Genomic DNA, 15632 nt, shown 5'->3' with positions numbered 1-15632 from the left:
GTGGTGCCTTTAGAATCTTACGCCGACTTCAGCGAAGAACTGGTTATGGTCCTTGATGACGTTATCTGGACTCAGATCCACGTCGCGGTCCAGGTAGTGCTGCATGGTAACGGCAAACTCATAGCTGTAGCCGGTTTTGAAAATGTGCCTTGCCAGCCTCAGGTCCAGACGTTCGAAATGTGAGCGCCGGAACTCATCCGCAAAATAGAACGCCGCTGACGAGGTCAGGTTGAAAGGCAGATCCTGTATCCACGCAAAACTTCCTGAATGCCTGACCGACAACCGCCCCAACAGGTCAATGGCGTATTGTTTGTCGCCGGCATCGCGATCATTGGCGCCGGTATAGCGGCCATCCTGATCCAGATAAGCATAGCTCATCCTCAGTTTTGTACCGGGAAAGTCCAGTGACGCCTCTACCTCAAAGCCTTTCTGATCGAGCGCGACATTGTTGTCGATGGTCCAGTCTTCTTCGTTGATGATACCGCTGATCATGTCCCGAAGCTTGTCGTTGAAATAGCGAACTTCCAGTGACAAGGTGGAACTATCCAGATAATACTGGCCAAAATAGCTTATTTCCCGAGAGGTTATGCGCTCTTCTTCAAGTGTTTTGCCATACGTCGACGTGGCTGGGTCGACCAGATTTTCGACCAGGAATCGTTGTCCTTCAAGAAAGGCGTATGGTGGCTGAACATTCCTGGGGCGATAGGACCAGTCCGGGTTCTGTTCGAACGCATCTGGTGTGCGTACCGCCTCGGAGTATACAAATCGGAGCGTGTGGTTGTTAGCCAGGATGAAGTTGGCAGCCACCCTTGGTGAAAAGTAGCCTTCATCCGTGGTGGTGGTTTTTTCCCAGTTGCCGCCGGCATTCAGGGTAAGCCAGCGTAGAGGTGTGTACTCAAGGTTCGCAAAAACCTGTGACTGGTAGTTGTTGCCGCGGCCATTGAAATAGGTTTCAGACCGATAGGTATCCTTACGATAACCAAGACCCGATACCAGCTTCAGGTCCCGACTGAACAACAGGGTATCCTGGATTTCGAACTCCAGGCGGGATTCCTCGATGTCTTCATTCAGGTATGCCCTGAAAGGGTCTACTTCGTTGGCCGTACAGGACTCGAGATCAAAGCTGTTTCCCTGAAGAATATTGTCAAAAGTATCCCCGGGAATGCATATGCTCCAGCGCTGCCGTCGATCATAGTTCTGGAAGCTGGCCTGTACATGATAGAAATGGCTTTCGGAGGTCGTCACGTTCAGGCGGGTTTGCAGATAGTAGTCGTCGACGATGATATCAGGATGGTCATCGGCGCCGAGCTTGCCGTTCTTGATCTGGTCCTCCTCGTTAACGCCATCCACCACACCACCGCGCAGGTCCAAACTGTATTGGCTGTTCAGGAACAAACTGCTGTCGTAGTTAAAGGTGTTGATGTCATAGCCATCATGAAAAGGGTAGTAGATGTCATCGTCTTCCTGCTCATCAAAGCCGTCCGATTTACGCTTCTCGTAGGCCAGGCGCCAGTTGTAGTCGCCAGAGGCATTACCGGCAGAACCAAACACCCGCTTATAGCCTCTGGAACCTGTAATAGCGCGAGCTTCAACACCAGCCGTATCCTCAGGCGCGCGGGTTATGATGTTGATGGTTCCGAGGAAGGCATTGATACCATACGCGGCGCTGTTCGGGCCGCGGCTGACCTCAATTCGTTCTATCAGTTCCAGCGGTACTGGCATGGTATTCCAGTCCATGTCGGAAAGGTTAGGGCGGTATGACGTACGGCCATCAACCTGAACCTGCAATCGACGCTGCTCATAATGTACAGTGCCGTGGTAGCTGGTTACCGGGTTGTTGCTCCCGACTTCGGCGACGGTCATGCCAGGAACCAGACGAAACACCTCTACCAGGTTCATGATACCGAGATCCCGGATCATTTCGCCGGTGATGATGGTGGTTGTGCCGGGCACACGTGACTTCGGTTGCCTGAGGCGGGTTGTGGTCAGCACCTCTGGAATTCTGGAATCCATTTCAAAGGCTTCCGGTGAATCGCCAAGCGCTGCCAGCTCGAAGGTTTGTTCGTTGTTTTCCTCCGCCACCGCCGCTACCACCGGAACAACGGCGATGAACGTGCCCGCAAACACCGACATCAGGCGATTGCGATAGGTGTCAGGACGAACAAGCCCCGGAATTTTAATGAGATAGGTCGTAACGGACATGAGTGTCGTTTTATACTTTGCCGAGTGTGGGATTTTTTTATGATGAACGCTTTTTTCATATCCTAGGTGACCAGATTACATTTGTCTCTCTAAAATTTAATGAAAGTCTGATGAATGAGTTACAACTCTATGAATTGTTGGGAAGTATTGGGTATCGAGCCCACTGGTGATCATGCCCGTATCCGGGCGGCTTATGAGCGGCAGGAAAAGTTCGCCTCCGGTGAGGAGCTTGAACGACTGCGGCGGGCTTTCAAGGAAGCAACGGGCGGGGAACCGCAAACGGACAACAGTCCATCCGATGCCGGTAATGAAAGACAGCCTCAGGTTGCTGAGCCCCCTGCGGCAGTGAGGCAGGAGAACCAGGAGTTGGATGCCTCGGAACGACAGGTGGTACGAGAGGTGGTTATCCAGGTCCGAGCCTTGCTGAATGATTCAAGTCGCAGCAAGGACGCGCAGATCTGGAAAGCCATTCTTGGAGAGCCTCCTGCAGATCAGCCTCATGTTCGCAAGGAAATTGCCGACGCGCTGGAACCTCAGGTTCGGCCGATGGCGGAAAACGGCAGCTTCCCGGCGCCGGTTGTGCAGTTTCTGGCGGGGTGGTTCGACTGGTATAGCTTGCGGGATGCACATGCCCACGACGCTGACGAGGACGACATGGAGGCGGAAAAGTCAGCGGGGGATCAAGAGCCGCAGGAAGAACTGCCGCCCCAGATGGTTAACTTCTGGCCAGCGGTCATCGGCTGGATCGTCGGCCTGGCTGTATTGGCTACCTTATTCAGTGGTATGGGGGGCGGCGGCTGACGCGGCCTCAATCCTGCGGCGATACGCCTGAGCCAGCATGGCTCCCACAATGACCTGAATCTGGTTGTAGCACATGATCGGCAGCACGATCATGCCAAACCCGGGGTGCCCGGAGAACAGCACCTTGGCCATGGGCAGGCCGGACGCCAGACTCTTCTTTGAGCCGCAGAATACCACGGCGGCCTCGTCCTCCAGGCTGAATCCAAGCCGGCGAACCACAAACATCGCCAGTACCATAAAAAATCCCAGCAGCGCGAAGCACAGCACGATGGCCAGCAGAATCGCCTTCAACGGCAGGTTCTGCCACAGGCCACTCGCGACCGAATGGGAAAAGGCGGAATACACGATCAGCCAGATCACACACTGGTCATAGCGGGAGGTGAGCGTTTCATTCCGAGCCAGGAAACCACCCAACAAGGGGCGCAGGCCGTGGCCAACCGCAAACGGAAGAAGCAGTTGTAGCACAATGTCTTTGAGCGCCTCCGCCACCGAAAAGCCACCGTCGCCCGACGTGCTCACCAACAGTAACAGCAGAAATGGTGTCAGCATCATGCCAAAGACATTGGATGCAGCAGCGCTGCAGATGGCGGCAGGCACATTGCCCTTGGCCATGGCGGTATAGGCAATCGAGGAAGAAACGGCCGACGGCAGCACACCCAGATAGAGGAATCCCAGCCCCAGATCAGGCGGCATCCACTGAGGCGCAAAACGACTGATTTCATTGATGGGTAATGCCACGAGGGGAAAGAAAACAAAGGTGAAAGCGGTAATGATGATGTGCAGGCGCCAATGGGTAGCCCCGGCTACGATCTGTTCACGTGAAAGCGCCGCGCCATGAAGGAAAAACAGGAGTGCCACGGCCACAGTGCCTGCAGTTGCCAGGGCGTTGGCGGCATCACCACGCACCGGCAGGAACGTGGCAAGGACAATCGCACCTAACAGCAATAGCGTGAAGGTATCGAGCCTGAATTTCATGGATGCTTCTTCCCCAAGGCTTTAAGGCTCGGCTGGAGCAGCGCCCTCGACAGAGTTTCCGCCTTAACGGAGTCCTGTCGTCGGATCGCGGCGAGTAGCAGTTCATGATCCTCCTGGGAAGGTTCAGGAAGTCCTGAATCGAGCTCGGTCAGTTCAATGGTCTGTGCCACCGAATTGGCAAAATAGTCGTACAGCTCCGACAGGGCAGGGTTGTGTGACGCTGCGACCAGGGATGTATGAAACGCATGATCGTGACGGATTCGGCTTTCAACATCGTCACCGGCTTTCGCCCGCTCATCCAGGGCGAGCGTCATTCTCTCCAGGTCCTTGGCGTCCCGGCGTTCCGCAGCGAGCTTCGCAGCCTCGGTTTCCAGCATGATCCGTACTTCGAGCTTGTCTCTTAACTGGGCCCGGTTGATTCTCCGCAGGGTTTCTCCTGCATCCTTTGTGGCTCGAACGTAGGTGCCATCCCCCTGACGTGTCTCCAGCATGCCGACATGCACCAGGACCCTGACCGCTTCACGAACGGTGTTACGGCTCACGCCGAGGGACTCCGACAGTTGCGCTTCAACGGGCAGCCGTTCGCCAATCGCCCAGTGGCCTTTTTCAATGGCCTGGCGCAGGCTTTCTATGGCGGTTTCGACGAGAGAGCCCTTGGAGATTCTGGCGAGCTGCATGTTTAAGATCCTGATAAATGATGACCCAATCATCCTATGAATATGTCTGGGCTGTCAAATGGACAAGCCTGGAGGGAGCAAAGAGAGGCTAAACGGAAGGTTGCAGGAACTCGTAGTCGTCCGGGTTCACCTCCCGCGTGGCCTTGCGGTAAGTGAAGGTGAAACCGGGCCAGTTCACCGTGTTCTTGCCATCGCTGTCCAGGTACCAGGAATGGCAACCGGATTCCCAAACGCTGTCTTTAAGCTTTGTCTGAACGCCCTCCGAGAACGTTTTAAGCCGATCTGGTTTTACATCCATAGCCGTGCCGGGTGTTGCGCTCAATGTATTGATACAATCCAGCACATACCGGACCTGGGACTCCAGCATGTACACAATGCTGTTGTGGGCGAGGTTTGTGTTGGGCCCGTAGAGCATGAAAAGGTTAGGGAATCCGGACACCGTAATGCCCTTGTAGGCCTCCGATCCAGTGGCCCAGGCCTGGTTGAGCGACGCGCCGTTGCTGCCGGTGATCTCCATCGGTGACAGGAAATCCGAAGCCGCAAATCCGGTCCCCAGGACTATCGTGTCCAACCGGTGCAGAGCGCCGTCTATGGTAATCACGCCTTCCTCCACGACACGCTCGATACCAGTAGTGACGAGCTCGACGTGAGACTGATCAACGGCTGAATACCAGTCGTTGGAAATCAGTATCCGCTTGCAGCCGATCTTATAGTCCGGAATCAGGTGCCTGAACTTCTCGGGATCGCGCACCTGATGTTTGGCAAAGCGCTTTGCCTGCCAGGCAAAAAGCTCGAGCAAGCTGTTAAAGCGGGTGAACGCCAGGGCGCGGCTTTCATTCTTCCAATAGATCAGGGAGCGGTAGATGCGGTCCCAGGCCGGAATCTTCTGGAACAGTGCCTGCTCCCATTTATAGAACGGTCGGTCGGGTTTCGGCAGCACCCAGGCAGCGGAGCGCTGGAAAAGGCTGAGAGCTCTTACCTTTGGCACTATTTCCGGCACGAATTGAATGGCGCTGGCACCGGTGCCAATCACGCCAACATTCTTGCCGCTCAGGTCGTAGTTATGGTCCCAACGGGCGGAATGGAACGTCGTGCCTGCAAAGGTATCCAGGCCGGGAATATTTGGCCATGCTGGCTGATTCAACTGGCCGGTAGCGGTGACAATGATATCGGCTGTCTGAGACTCTCCGTCAGTAGTGGTGACGGTCCAGGTGTTGGTGGCTTCGTTGAAAACCGCGCTGGCGACTTCCTTATTAAACTGAATATGCCCCGCCAAATCATATTTCTCAACGCAGTGCTGCATATAATCAAGAATTTCCGGCTGCAATCCGAACTTTCTTGACCAGTCGTGTTTGGGCTCAAAGGAGAAGGAGTACAAGTGAGACTGAACATCACAGGCCGCACCGGGGTAGGTATTATCTCGCCAGGTGCCTCCAACCCCGGACGCCTTTTCCAGGAGGGTAAAGGTTTCTATTCCGGCATTCCGGAGCTGGATGGCCATGCACAGGCCGCCAAAACCGGTGCCAATGATGATCACAGACGGTGTGGTACTGCGGACACTCTCGTTCACGGAATCTTCCCTTTGACGTTATTTTGGGAATTCGGATACCGGGTAGAGTATACGTCTGACGCGACTTGCGGTAGATGGTCAGAACCGGATTAACGCAGAACCCCATGTAAACCCGCCGCCAAAGGCTTCCAGCAGAAGCACCTCATTTTTCTGGATGCGACCATCGCGAACGGCAACGTCCAGCGCCAGCGGAATTGACGCAGCAGAGGTGTTACCGTGCTTGTTGACGGTCACCACCACCTGGTCCATGGACATGTTCAGCTTGCGAGCCGTGGCCGCGATAATCCTCAAATTCGCCTGGTGCGGTACCAGCCAGTCCACATCGGATTTCTTCATCTGGTTGGCTTCCAGGGTTTCGTCCACAATTCTGCCCAGGGTGTTCACGGCAATCTTGAACACTTCATTGCCCTTCATGTGGACATGGCCTTTGCCGGCCCGAACCTGGTCGAAGCCATCGCCAATACCAAAGGGTACGTGGAGCAGGTCTTCGTATTTGCCGTCAGCATGGATGTGGGTCGAGAGAATGCCGGTTTCCTCGCTGGCCTCCAACACTACGGCGCCGGCACCGTCACCGAACAGCACACAGGTGCCTCGGTCTTCCCAGTCCAGAATGCGGGAGAACAGCTCTGCGCCAACCACCAGAACCTTCTTGCTGCTGCCGGTTTTAATGAACTTGTCAGCAACCGATAACGCATAGACAAACCCGCTGCAAACAGCCTGGATATCGAAAGCCGGGCAGCCATGGATATCGAGTCTCGCCTGTAGAATGCACGCCGAGCTGGGAAAGATCTTGTCAGGGGTGGATGTGGCGAACACAATCAGGTCAATGTCGGCAGGCTGAAGTCCGGCGGCTTCAATGGCCCTGCGGGATGCTTTTTCAGCAAGATCGACGGTGGTTTCACCTTCTACAGCGATGTGTCGCTGCTCAATGCCGGTACGCTCACGAATCCACTGGTCGCTGGTGTCGACGATTTTCTCCATGTCTTCGTTTGTCATGACATTCTCGGGCAGATAGGAGCCCGTGCCGACAATTCGCGCGTACGTCATGTGCTAGTTTCCTCAGGTGAACGGATCAATACTCAGATTCTTTCAATCATCCTATACCCTATTGATCGCCCCCAGCTATTAGCGTTTTGTCAAAGATGAGCGGGAGATACCCCGGAAAAGCTGGTACTCAGCCTGTAATCAGCTATACCTGTAGACAGGAACTCTTGTTGTGAAGGAGTGCTGCTGATGACAGACCTTCCCCTCGGTATGAAGTATTACCTGCTTATTCTCACCTCAAGCCTGATTGAAGACCTCAATGACTATGGCGTCAAATGGATTGCGAACGAACCGGGCATTGCGATTCGTGACGTTGAAAAGGCGTTTTTCTGCGCCCGGGCCCTCGAAAGCAGGATGCCGGACGAACCTGGCCAGGCGGACCCGCGCCTGTGGCCGGAGCTTATGAAATCTATCCATACCATTCGGCGCGTCCTGGATGTGGTCGAGAAAACCACGTTCGATGCCGTGATCGCCGAGGCCCTGGAAACCACGTCCGATATCGCGCGAGCAGATATCAAGCACGTCTTCGAACAAAAACGGGAAGCAGGGGAGGTGGATTTCCGTCTTCATGGACTTCTCAACACCAAACCAGATTCCGGCAAACCGGACCCTGCAGTGCGCGAGGCCTTCATGCTGAAGCGGGCACGTCGCTATCAAAGCTTTATGGCGTTCGACGGCGCCACACTGAACGCCGACGAGAAGGTGATATTGAACGATGCGCAATCGGTCGCCCGCCACATAATGGATGGCGACCGTGATAACCGTCGAATTGATGCACTGCTCGTTATGGGCGCCGTGCTGATTGAAACGGCCAGCGTGAGACCAAAAGCCAGGATCCCACGACTGATCCGGGAGAGCTTTGATCGCATGGCCACCAAGGCTGCGATGGCTCTCGGTGCCATTGTCTATCGTGACGAGTATCTTGAGTTTAAAGCTACTCTCGGATTGGAGCGGCTTGATTCGGATTTATAGGGAGCTGCTTTATAACGTTTTAACGGTTCACAACTCCCGATGATGAATGGCATCCTGACTAACCACTCTGCGAAAAGAAGGAGACGAGGTAATGGGCATTTCCAACCACGAACTTCATAACGAATTCCCCCAGTTTGGCGAATTGATCGACGAACTGAGAAAGAACGACCCGACGTTCCAGCACCATTTTCGGCAGTACGCAGAGCTGGACCAGGAGATCGAAGGCCTGGAACGCAGGGATGCCCCGATCGGAGACGATCAGTTGCACCAGATGAAACAACAGCGACTGCAACTGAAAGATGATCTGTATAAGACGCTTGTAAAGAAGTCGAACGGGGCGGCATAGGTACAAGTTGCTAGGCTCAAAGGCCCCAAAACAAGGCCTCGTAGTGGTTTCCAAGTATGGGGCCGGACAGGAATCATCCATAAAATAGGTAACTACTTAAAACCGATTACGGTTTAACCCTTTGTTGTTATCGATAGATGGATGATTGAAATGAAAAGAGCCGCATCACTGTACAAAGGGTGGAGAATGAAGCGTAACTTCCTCCACCTGGTCCTGACCATGGAACCCCGTCTTCTGAAGGACGTTGGTTACCCACCTGAGCTTGTTGCACAGCGTCTGGATACACCGTTCTGGAAGTTCTGAAAAGCGAGTTGAGGCGGTTATTTCAGCACGGCTGCCTGTAGGAATCGCAGTAGTTTGTGGTTGTTCGCATGGGCAATGTTAATTCGCAGAGCGGACTCCCCGTTTTGGTCAGCCAACTCAAAAAGTTGGCTGGGCGCCAGAAAAATACCCTCTCCTGCAGCCCGCCTGCTTAGTGCCATGACGTCCACACCGTGTGGAAGCGGGCACCATAGGTAATACCCACCCGCCGGGCTTTCGATGTTGTCCAGGCCGATGCCTCTCAACGCAGACACCGCGTCGACACTCGCATTGGCCACCCGATCCCGTAGCCTCTTCAAATGACGACGATACCGACCTTTAACGATCATCTCGTGAACAATGCGTTCCGTGGTGCTGGAGCTGTTAACCACCGTTAGCATCTTGATGTCCGTCAGCGACGTAATCAACGCGGGATTCGCCGCGATATACCCGCAACGCAGGCTGGCCGACAAGGTTTTCGAAAACGTTCCCACGTAGATTACTCGGTTCAGCGCATCCAGTGACGCGAGGTGGGGTGTTGCCTTTGGCAGTATATCGGCAAAGGGATCGTCTTCGATTAAAACCAGATCATGCCGTTCCGCTATAGTAAGTAGTCGATGCATCTTCTGGAGCGACATGGATGTGCCCGTTGGATTGTGAGCCATCGGTTGCACGAAAAACAGCTTTGGCCTGAACTGCCGTATCTTTTCCTCCAGCATTTCCAGGTCCGGCCCGTCCGATTCCCGCTTTACGCCAATGACGTTGGCTTTCTGAAGTTTGAGTTTGCCAAACATTGGGTAATATCCTGGCGTTTCGACCAGAACAGGGTCGTTGGGCCGCACGAAATGCCGAACGATCAGGTCGAGCGCATGGTTGGCGCCAAACGTCATCAGAATCTGGTCGGGGCTTGCGCTGATTGCTCGGTCTGTCAAAGCACGGGCAATGTCTTCCCGCAAAGCCTGAAGGCCTTGTGGTCTGCCATACTCGAAGTCGTCGGCAAGGCCGGAAGCACTGGCGTTGCGCTTGAGGTATCTGCCGATCTCCGAACTCTCCATCCAGGTCGCGGGTAGGCGGCCGTCACCTGCACGGATTTCATAGTGTTGGTTCAATTGCTCGCGCAAGAGTGACACAAGATCCAGGGCTTCTGTGACGTGTTCGGAATAGGGGACAGGTTGTGTCGGGTTAGCTGCCTGCACGTAGAATCCGGAACCCCGCCGAGGGCTGATATAACCGGTTGCCACCAGGCGATCGTAGGCATCCGTTACCGTGTTCTTTGAAACCCCATGGCTTTCGGCCGCCACCCGGATGGACGGCAGCCGAGACCCGGGCATTAGCTGTCCTGAGTCGATCTGTTGAATCAATGTGTCCGCGATGTGTTGCGCCCGGGATACTTCACTTGCCATATCAACTCCAAATTGTACCAGTAAATAGACTGGTACAGTCCGTGGTACACATGCATTAAGTGTCACTTGTCCATTTTAGTCAGCTGTCCTAGTTTGTACAGGTGCGCCATGCAGGTGTACGCGGCAATAATAAACACAATAACCACCAGTACGATGGAGAACACTATGAACGAATCGATACGCCAGAAGACCGTTGTCGGTCTTCGTCATGCCTGCAAAGGTTTGGTTGCTGCCGCCGCGATGTTTACCGGTGTGACGTTGGCCGCAGAGCTGCCTGAGGTGAACTGGCGAATGCAGGCATTGTGGGATGCAGGAACCACTCCCTACGAATTTGAGAAACGATTTGTCAGCCGTGTTTCGGAACTGACCGAAGGTCAATTTACTATCCGGCTTTTTGCTGGCGGCCAACTGGCTCCTTCGGCGCAGGCCTTTGAAGCCGTGAGGGGTGGTGCCTTTGAAATGATGAAAACGTTTGATGGTTACGAGGCAGGCTCGATTCCCGCGTTTGCATTCACAAGCACGATTCCGTTCGGGTTTCCTGAGTCGGACCAATATGAAGCCTGGTTCTATGAGCGTGGCGGCCTTGAGTTTGCCCGCGAAGCTTATGCAAAGGCAGGGCTTTTTTATATCGCACCCACCGTTTACGGCCAGGAACCCATTCACTCCAAGTTTCCGATAAACACACTGGACGACGTTGAAGGCAAAAAAGGTCGTTTTGTCGGCCTGGCCAGCACTGTAATGGCGGAATTCGGTGTATCGACCACGCCGTTGCCGACCGCTGAAGTCTATCAAGCACTTGAAAAAGGCGTGATCGACTTTGCTGACAGGGGGGATCTGACTGCCAACCTGGAAGCAGGCCTTGGCGAAGTGGCCAAGTACGTTATCGTGCCGGGGTTTCACCAACCTACCACTGCTACCAGCTATGTTGCCAACCAGCGTGCCTACGATAAATTGCCGGATTCCTACAAGGCTGCGCTGGAAAGTGCTGCCCGTGAAGTATCCGCAGCCCTTCGCCAGCACAACGTGGCTCAGGACGCAGTTGCTCTGAAGAAATTCGAAGAGCAGGGAGCCGAAATCATCCACCTGGACGCCAATACCGTGGCGCAAGGCCGCCCAACCGCCATGAAAGCCTGGGAAAAAGCGGCTGGCGACGATGAACTGGCCAACAAGGTCCTGGACAGTCAGGTCGAGTTCATGAAGGAATTGGGACTGCTGGAATAATACCCACCCTGCCATTAATCAGAACCAGCCCGGTTCGCCGGGCTGATACCGCAGAGTGAGGAGTAGTTATGTCTATTGTTCAGGGCTACTGCAAGGCCGTCACTGGTCTGAATCGGTGGCTGGCAGTGTTGGCATCGTTGTTGGTGTTCATCATGGTTGCCGTCATCTCCTATGAGGTGGTTGCCCGTTACTTTTTCGATGCGCCCACTGTCTGGGCGCTGGAGTTGTCCACGTTGTTGCTTGGCCCCTACTTTATGTTGGCTGGCCCTTATCTTCTGCACACAGCCGGACACGTCAATGTCGATATTGTTTATGGCAAATTGTCTGCAAGGGCAGCTGCCATCGTGGATACGGGCATCTACCCCGTCATCGGGTTGATTGCCTGTGTGCTGATCTACCAGAGCATTCCGGTTGCGGTTAACTCAATTGAATCCGGTGAAACGTCGTTCTCGTCATGGAATCCGGCGATATGGCCGGCAAAAACCTTGATACCGGTCGCCTTTACGCTGCTCTTGCTTCAGTCGATTGCGGAAACGTTGCAGGCAATCGTCCGAATCCGGACGGGCGGGGGGAGCGCGTCATGAGCTCGACCTTTGTTCTGTCCGCGATGTTTATCTCCCTGCTGGTGCTGCTGCTCAGCGGGATGCCACTTGCGTTCGTTCTTATATCTCTGGCTGTGCTTTTTACCGTAACGCTCTGGGGAACAGATGCTCTTGTTCTTTCGGTTTTGCAAACGTTCGATGTCATGACATCCGATGTGCTCCTCGCAATACCACTTTACGTGCTCATGGCCAGTATCCTGCAGCGGTCGGGAATCATTGAAGCCTTGTACAAGGCCATGGAACTCTGGTTCCGACGGCTACCCGGTGGGCTAGCGGTGGGCACCATCGCAATATGCACTGTGATGGCGGCGATGACCGGCATCGTTGGGGCGGCCGTTGCGGCAATGGGTATTCTGGCACTGCCATCCATGCTCCGCCGAGGCTACGACGAAAAACTCGCACTGGGCACCATTTGTGCCGGTGGCACCTTGGGCATTCTGATCCCACCGTCAATCATCACCATTGTTTACGCGGCAACCGCGCAGGTGTCCGTGGGCAAAATGTTTGCGGCGGGGATCATTCCGGGCATGGTGTTGGCAGGGCTGTACATTGCCTATGTAGTGATCCGCACCCTGTTGAAGCCGAGTGTGGCGCCACGTCCGGAGCAGGTGGAAGTATCGGTACGTGACATGTTTGCGTCGCTTAAGTCCCTGATTCTTCCGACGCTGATTGTCTTCAGTGTGCTTGGGAGTATTTATGCGGGTATTGCTACACCGACCGAGGCAGCCGCCGTTGGCGTGGTGGGCGCCATGGTTTCAGCGGCTTTGCAGCGTACCTTCACGCCCGCCAACCTGAGTGCCGCTGCAATGGATACGCTGCGCGTGACCACCATGATCATGTGGATCACCATCGGCGCCAAAATATTTGTATCGATCTTCACCGGTACTGGTGGCGCGGACTCCTTGTTGACGTTTATCCAGGATCTGGAACTGAACCGTTGGCTGGTGTTACTTGCAATGATGGGCATCCTGGTGCTGCTAGGACTATTCCTGGATGAGATCGGCATCATTCTGCTTTGTGTGCCGGTGTTCCTTCCCATTATTAACGCCTTCGATTTTGACCCGATCTGGTTTGGCGTGTTGTTCCTGATCACCGCGCAGATGGCTTATATCACCCCGCCGTTCGGATACACCCTGTTCTACATCAAAGGGGTGCTTCCTGACGGTATCGGGATGGAAACGGTCTATCGCGCCATTGTTCCTTTCCTGTTGCTTCAGATGATAGCGCTGGTCCTGTTTATGGTATTCCCGGATTTGGTGACCTGGTTGCCTAACCAGCTATCCCAACGCCTGGCTTCCTGACAAATGTAATGGAGATTCTTTAAATGCACACTCAAAACTCCCGTATATCCGGCTTTCACAAGCTTTCAATGTCAGAAAGGCTCAACAAGGTCATGGAGGTTGCTGGCCTTGATCGGAGTGTAGAGGCACAACTCTCGAATACCGGTAATCTCGAAGCGTCTGTTGTGGACTCAATGATCGAGAACGCTGTCGGTACCATGAATATTCCTCTGGGCGTTGCGACGAACATGATTGTTGACGGTGAGGACGTCCTCATTCCGATGGCAACTGAGGAATCATCCGTCGTTGCCGCCGTTTGCAACGCGGCAAGGCAATGTCGCGATTCCGGTGGGTTTACTACATCCCTGTCAGGCTCGTTAATGATTGCCCAGGTACAGCTTATTGATGTCAGTAATCCCGAATTCGCGCGACTTCAGATTCTTGAGAACAAAGAGAGGATTCGAGAAATCTGTGACCAGACCGACCCGGTATTGCTGAAACATGGCGGCGGCTATCGAGATCTGGAGGTACGGGTGCTCGAAGGGGGGCGCAACGGACCCATGGTCATTACCCATCTGATCGTCGACACCCGCGATGCGATGGGCGCAAATGCCGTTAATTCCATGGCCGAAGCGGTGGCCCCTCTGATTGCGGAATGGACCGGCGGCAAGACGTATCTCCGGATTCTGTCTAACCTCGCCGATCGTCGCCTCGCAAGGGCCAGAGCCACTTGGTCGCTGGACGCCATTGGTGGGAAGTCGGTTCGAGAGGGAATTCTGTCGGCGTTTGATTTTGCGGATATTGATCCGTACCGGGCTGCAACGCACAACAAAGGGGTTATGAATGGGGTGAGTTCCGTTGTGTTGGCTACCGGTAATGATACGCGTGCGGTTGAAGCAGGTGCTCACGCGTATGCCGCGCGGTCGGGGCAGTATCGTTCGCTGACCCGGTGGGAAGTCGATCAGGACGGTAATCTGACCGGAATGATAGAGATGCCGATGGCTGTCGGGCTGATTGGTGGGGCGACCAAATCCCATCCGACTGCCCGCATTGCATTGGAGATTATGAATACCACAACCGCTGAAAAATTGGCCAGAGTGATTGCGGCTGTCGGGCTCGCACAAAATTTCTCGGCATTGAAAGCGCTCGCTACCACGGGAATTCAGAAGGGGCACATGGCCCTTCATGCCAAGAATATCGCCGTCATGGCCGGTGCGAAAGGCCCGGAAATTGACACCGTGGCGAGAGAGCTGGTTGAGGGCGGAAAAGTACGGGTGGATATCGCTGAGGAGATCCTGCTACGTATGCGGGCTAAAGGCGTGTCATCCTGATTCGAGGCTGGCTCGTAGAAAGTCGATAAACAACCTGGCTCGACGCGGCAGGTAGTGGCGGTCTGAGTATACTGCATAGATGGAGCGCCGGGCAGGCAACGCGTCCAGTTCGAGCTTCCGCAGTTTGTCGTCCGCAAGCTCCTGCCTGATGTATGCGCGTGGGACCAGTGCGATTCCAAGGCCAGCCACAGCCGCATCAACCAATACAAGCGAATTATCGGCCACCAAGGGCCCGGATACGGCAACGCTAAAGGGGGCGTGACTTCTACCTGCAGCGCCAGCTGGAACAAATTCCCAGCTCTTCGCATCGGTGCTGAGGCTGTAAATAAGGCACTGGTGCTGTCGGAGATCTTCTACGGTTAACGGTGTGCCGGCGGACGCCAGATACATTGGAGAAGCAACAAGAACCCTTTCGAGCGCTCCCAGTCTAACCGCAATGAGCGAAGAATCCTCGGGGGATCCGATTCCGCGAATGGCAAGATCAACACCCGAGCCGACCAGGCTGGTCAACTGGTCGCTCATCTGTAATCGAATCGTCAGCTGCGGATATGCCTGCCGAAACTGGAAAATTAACGGGGCCATCACTTTCATCGACAGAGAAACCGGGCTGGCAATAACCAACTCGCCCGACAGATCGCCGGTATCAGCAACGGAATCGAGCATTTCGCTGGTCTGCTCAATGATAGAAAGGCAATAGGTGTAGAATCGCTCGCCTTCGTCCGTAAAGCTGATCGTACGGGTATTGCGGTTGATCAGCTTCGAGCCCGTCCAGGATTCGAGGAACCGGACATACTTGGATATAACTGCATTCGAGCAGTGGAACTCGTCGGCAGCAGCCGTAAACGAGCCCAGCTCGTAAATTCGCTTGAAATACTCCACACCCTTGAGGCGGTCCATGCCGGCGCTCC

General features: G+C 54.6%; 15 protein-coding genes. 8 read left to right on the top strand and 7 right to left on the bottom strand.

The annotated features are described in order from the left end of the window. Positions 1-9: 9 nt before the first annotated feature. Positions 10-2202 carry a TonB-dependent receptor plug domain-containing protein gene (locus ACTRWH_RS04230; protein WP_379864956.1) on the bottom strand — a complete coding sequence of 731 codons (2193 nt, stop codon included), beginning with the start codon at positions 2200-2202 and terminating at the stop codon, positions 10-12. A 129-nt stretch (positions 2203-2331) separates the two neighbouring features. Between ACTRWH_RS04230 and ACTRWH_RS04225 the strand changes: the two genes are divergently transcribed. Further along, the gene (locus ACTRWH_RS04225) at positions 2332-3003 is read left to right on the top strand and encodes a molecular chaperone DnaJ (RefSeq protein ID WP_075194817.1); all 672 of its coding nucleotides are present in this window, start codon (positions 2332-2334) and stop codon (positions 3001-3003) included. Here the strand turns inward: ACTRWH_RS04225 and ACTRWH_RS04220 are convergent. The 4 genes from ACTRWH_RS04220 to ACTRWH_RS04205 form a co-directional block, all read right to left on the bottom strand. Beyond that, the gene (locus ACTRWH_RS04220) at positions 2974-3978 is read right to left on the bottom strand and encodes a bile acid:sodium symporter family protein (protein WP_036207138.1); all 1005 of its coding nucleotides are present in this window, start codon (positions 3976-3978) and stop codon (positions 2974-2976) included. The genes ACTRWH_RS04225 and ACTRWH_RS04220 overlap by 30 nt on opposite strands. Further along, positions 3975-4655: a FadR/GntR family transcriptional regulator gene (locus tag ACTRWH_RS04215; protein WP_136633177.1), complete on the bottom strand. Its 681-nt coding sequence runs from the start codon at positions 4653-4655 to the stop codon at positions 3975-3977. The genes ACTRWH_RS04220 and ACTRWH_RS04215 overlap by 4 nt, the downstream gene beginning before the upstream one ends. A gap of 88 nt (positions 4656-4743) precedes the next feature. Next, positions 4744-6225, bottom strand: coding sequence for an NAD(P)-binding domain-containing protein (locus tag ACTRWH_RS04210; protein WP_462825946.1), 1482 nt, complete (start codon positions 6223-6225; stop codon positions 4744-4746). A gap of 78 nt (positions 6226-6303) precedes the next feature. After that, positions 6304-7272: a beta-ketoacyl-ACP synthase III gene (locus ACTRWH_RS04205; RefSeq protein ID WP_075194819.1), complete on the bottom strand. Its 969-nt coding sequence runs from the start codon at positions 7270-7272 to the stop codon at positions 6304-6306. 186 nt (positions 7273-7458) lie between these two features. On the opposite strand from ACTRWH_RS04205, the gene ACTRWH_RS04200 reads away from it, so the two are divergent. From ACTRWH_RS04200 to ACTRWH_RS04190, 3 genes are all read left to right on the top strand, one after another. Beyond that, positions 7459-8241 carry a hypothetical protein gene (locus ACTRWH_RS04200; protein ID WP_273623301.1) on the top strand — a complete coding sequence of 261 codons (783 nt, stop codon included), beginning with the start codon at positions 7459-7461 and terminating at the stop codon, positions 8239-8241. A 91-nt stretch (positions 8242-8332) separates the two neighbouring features. Next, entirely contained in the window at positions 8333-8587 is a 255-nt protein-coding gene (locus ACTRWH_RS04195; protein ID WP_036207155.1) for a YdcH family protein, read from the top strand. 150 nt (positions 8588-8737) lie between these two features. Further along, positions 8738-8890, top strand: a complete 153-nt coding sequence (locus ACTRWH_RS04190) for a hypothetical protein (RefSeq protein WP_167603990.1) — start codon at positions 8738-8740, stop codon at positions 8888-8890. Between the two features lie 17 nt (positions 8891-8907). Here the strand turns inward: ACTRWH_RS04190 and ACTRWH_RS04185 are convergent, their stop codons facing one another. Further along, positions 8908-10290, bottom strand: a complete 1383-nt coding sequence (locus ACTRWH_RS04185; RefSeq protein ID WP_085680747.1) for an aminotransferase-like domain-containing protein — start codon at positions 10288-10290, stop codon at positions 8908-8910. A gap of 165 nt (positions 10291-10455) precedes the next feature. On the opposite strand from ACTRWH_RS04185, the gene dctP reads away from it, so the two are divergent. From dctP to ACTRWH_RS04165, 4 genes are all read left to right on the top strand, one after another. Next, entirely contained in the window at positions 10456-11511 is a 1056-nt protein-coding gene (gene dctP, locus ACTRWH_RS04180; protein ID WP_462825944.1) for a TRAP transporter substrate-binding protein DctP, read from the top strand. Between the two features lie 68 nt (positions 11512-11579). Continuing rightward, positions 11580-12095 (top strand): TRAP transporter small permease subunit, encoded by a 516-nt coding sequence (locus tag ACTRWH_RS04175; RefSeq protein ID WP_075194823.1) that lies wholly within the window; start codon positions 11580-11582, stop codon positions 12093-12095. Next, positions 12092-13414, top strand: a complete 1323-nt coding sequence (locus ACTRWH_RS04170) for a TRAP transporter large permease (RefSeq protein WP_041334889.1) — start codon at positions 12092-12094, stop codon at positions 13412-13414. Before ACTRWH_RS04175 ends, ACTRWH_RS04170 begins: the two co-directional genes overlap by 4 nt. Before the next feature lie 23 nt (positions 13415-13437). Continuing rightward, the gene (locus tag ACTRWH_RS04165) at positions 13438-14724 is read left to right on the top strand and encodes a hydroxymethylglutaryl-CoA reductase, degradative (protein ID WP_085680745.1); all 1287 of its coding nucleotides are present in this window, start codon (positions 13438-13440) and stop codon (positions 14722-14724) included. On the opposite strand, the gene ACTRWH_RS04160 is transcribed toward ACTRWH_RS04165, so the two are convergent. Then, a complete protein-coding gene (locus tag ACTRWH_RS04160) occupies positions 14716-15621 on the bottom strand; it encodes a LysR family transcriptional regulator (protein WP_041334887.1) in 906 nt (301 codons plus the stop codon). The two genes, ACTRWH_RS04165 and ACTRWH_RS04160, sit on opposite strands and share 9 nt — an antisense overlap. Between the last annotated feature and the right edge of the window lie 11 nt (positions 15622-15632).

The organism is Marinobacter sp. G5_S1_61_S3 (genome assembly GCF_054968585.1).
Note: the sequence above shows the minus strand (reverse complement) of the source record. Positions and strands in the feature narration are given on the sequence as shown.

Bases quoted from the DNA above. Each gene is read 5' to 3' on its own strand.
- ACTRWH_RS04230 (WP_379864956.1), bottom strand. From the start codon at position 2,202: ATGTCCGTTACGACCTATCTCATTAAAATTCCGGGGCTTGTTCGTCCT.
- ACTRWH_RS04225 (WP_075194817.1), top strand. From the start codon at position 2,332: ATGAATTGTTGGGAAGTATTGGGTATCGAGCCCACTGGTGATCATGCC.
- ACTRWH_RS04220 (WP_036207138.1), bottom strand. From the start codon at position 3,978: ATGAAATTCAGGCTCGATACCTTCACGCTATTGCTGTTAGGTGCGATT.
- ACTRWH_RS04215 (WP_136633177.1), bottom strand. From the start codon at position 4,655: ATGCAGCTCGCCAGAATCTCCAAGGGCTCTCTCGTCGAAACCGCCATA.
- ACTRWH_RS04205 (WP_075194819.1), bottom strand. From the start codon at position 7,272: ATGACGTACGCGCGAATTGTCGGCACGGGCTCCTATCTGCCCGAGAAT.
- ACTRWH_RS04200 (WP_273623301.1), top strand. From the start codon at position 7,459: ATGACAGACCTTCCCCTCGGTATGAAGTATTACCTGCTTATTCTCACC.
- ACTRWH_RS04195 (WP_036207155.1), top strand. From the start codon at position 8,333: ATGGGCATTTCCAACCACGAACTTCATAACGAATTCCCCCAGTTTGGC.
- ACTRWH_RS04190 (WP_167603990.1), top strand. From the start codon at position 8,738: ATGAAAAGAGCCGCATCACTGTACAAAGGGTGGAGAATGAAGCGTAAC.
- ACTRWH_RS04185 (WP_085680747.1), bottom strand. From the start codon at position 10,290: ATGGCAAGTGAAGTATCCCGGGCGCAACACATCGCGGACACATTGATT.
- dctP (WP_462825944.1), top strand. From the start codon at position 10,456: ATGAACGAATCGATACGCCAGAAGACCGTTGTCGGTCTTCGTCATGCC.
- ACTRWH_RS04175 (WP_075194823.1), top strand. From the start codon at position 11,580: ATGTCTATTGTTCAGGGCTACTGCAAGGCCGTCACTGGTCTGAATCGG.
- ACTRWH_RS04170 (WP_041334889.1), top strand. From the start codon at position 12,092: ATGAGCTCGACCTTTGTTCTGTCCGCGATGTTTATCTCCCTGCTGGTG.
- ACTRWH_RS04165 (WP_085680745.1), top strand. From the start codon at position 13,438: ATGCACACTCAAAACTCCCGTATATCCGGCTTTCACAAGCTTTCAATG.
- ACTRWH_RS04160 (WP_041334887.1), bottom strand. From the start codon at position 15,621: ATGGACCGCCTCAAGGGTGTGGAGTATTTCAAGCGAATTTACGAGCTG.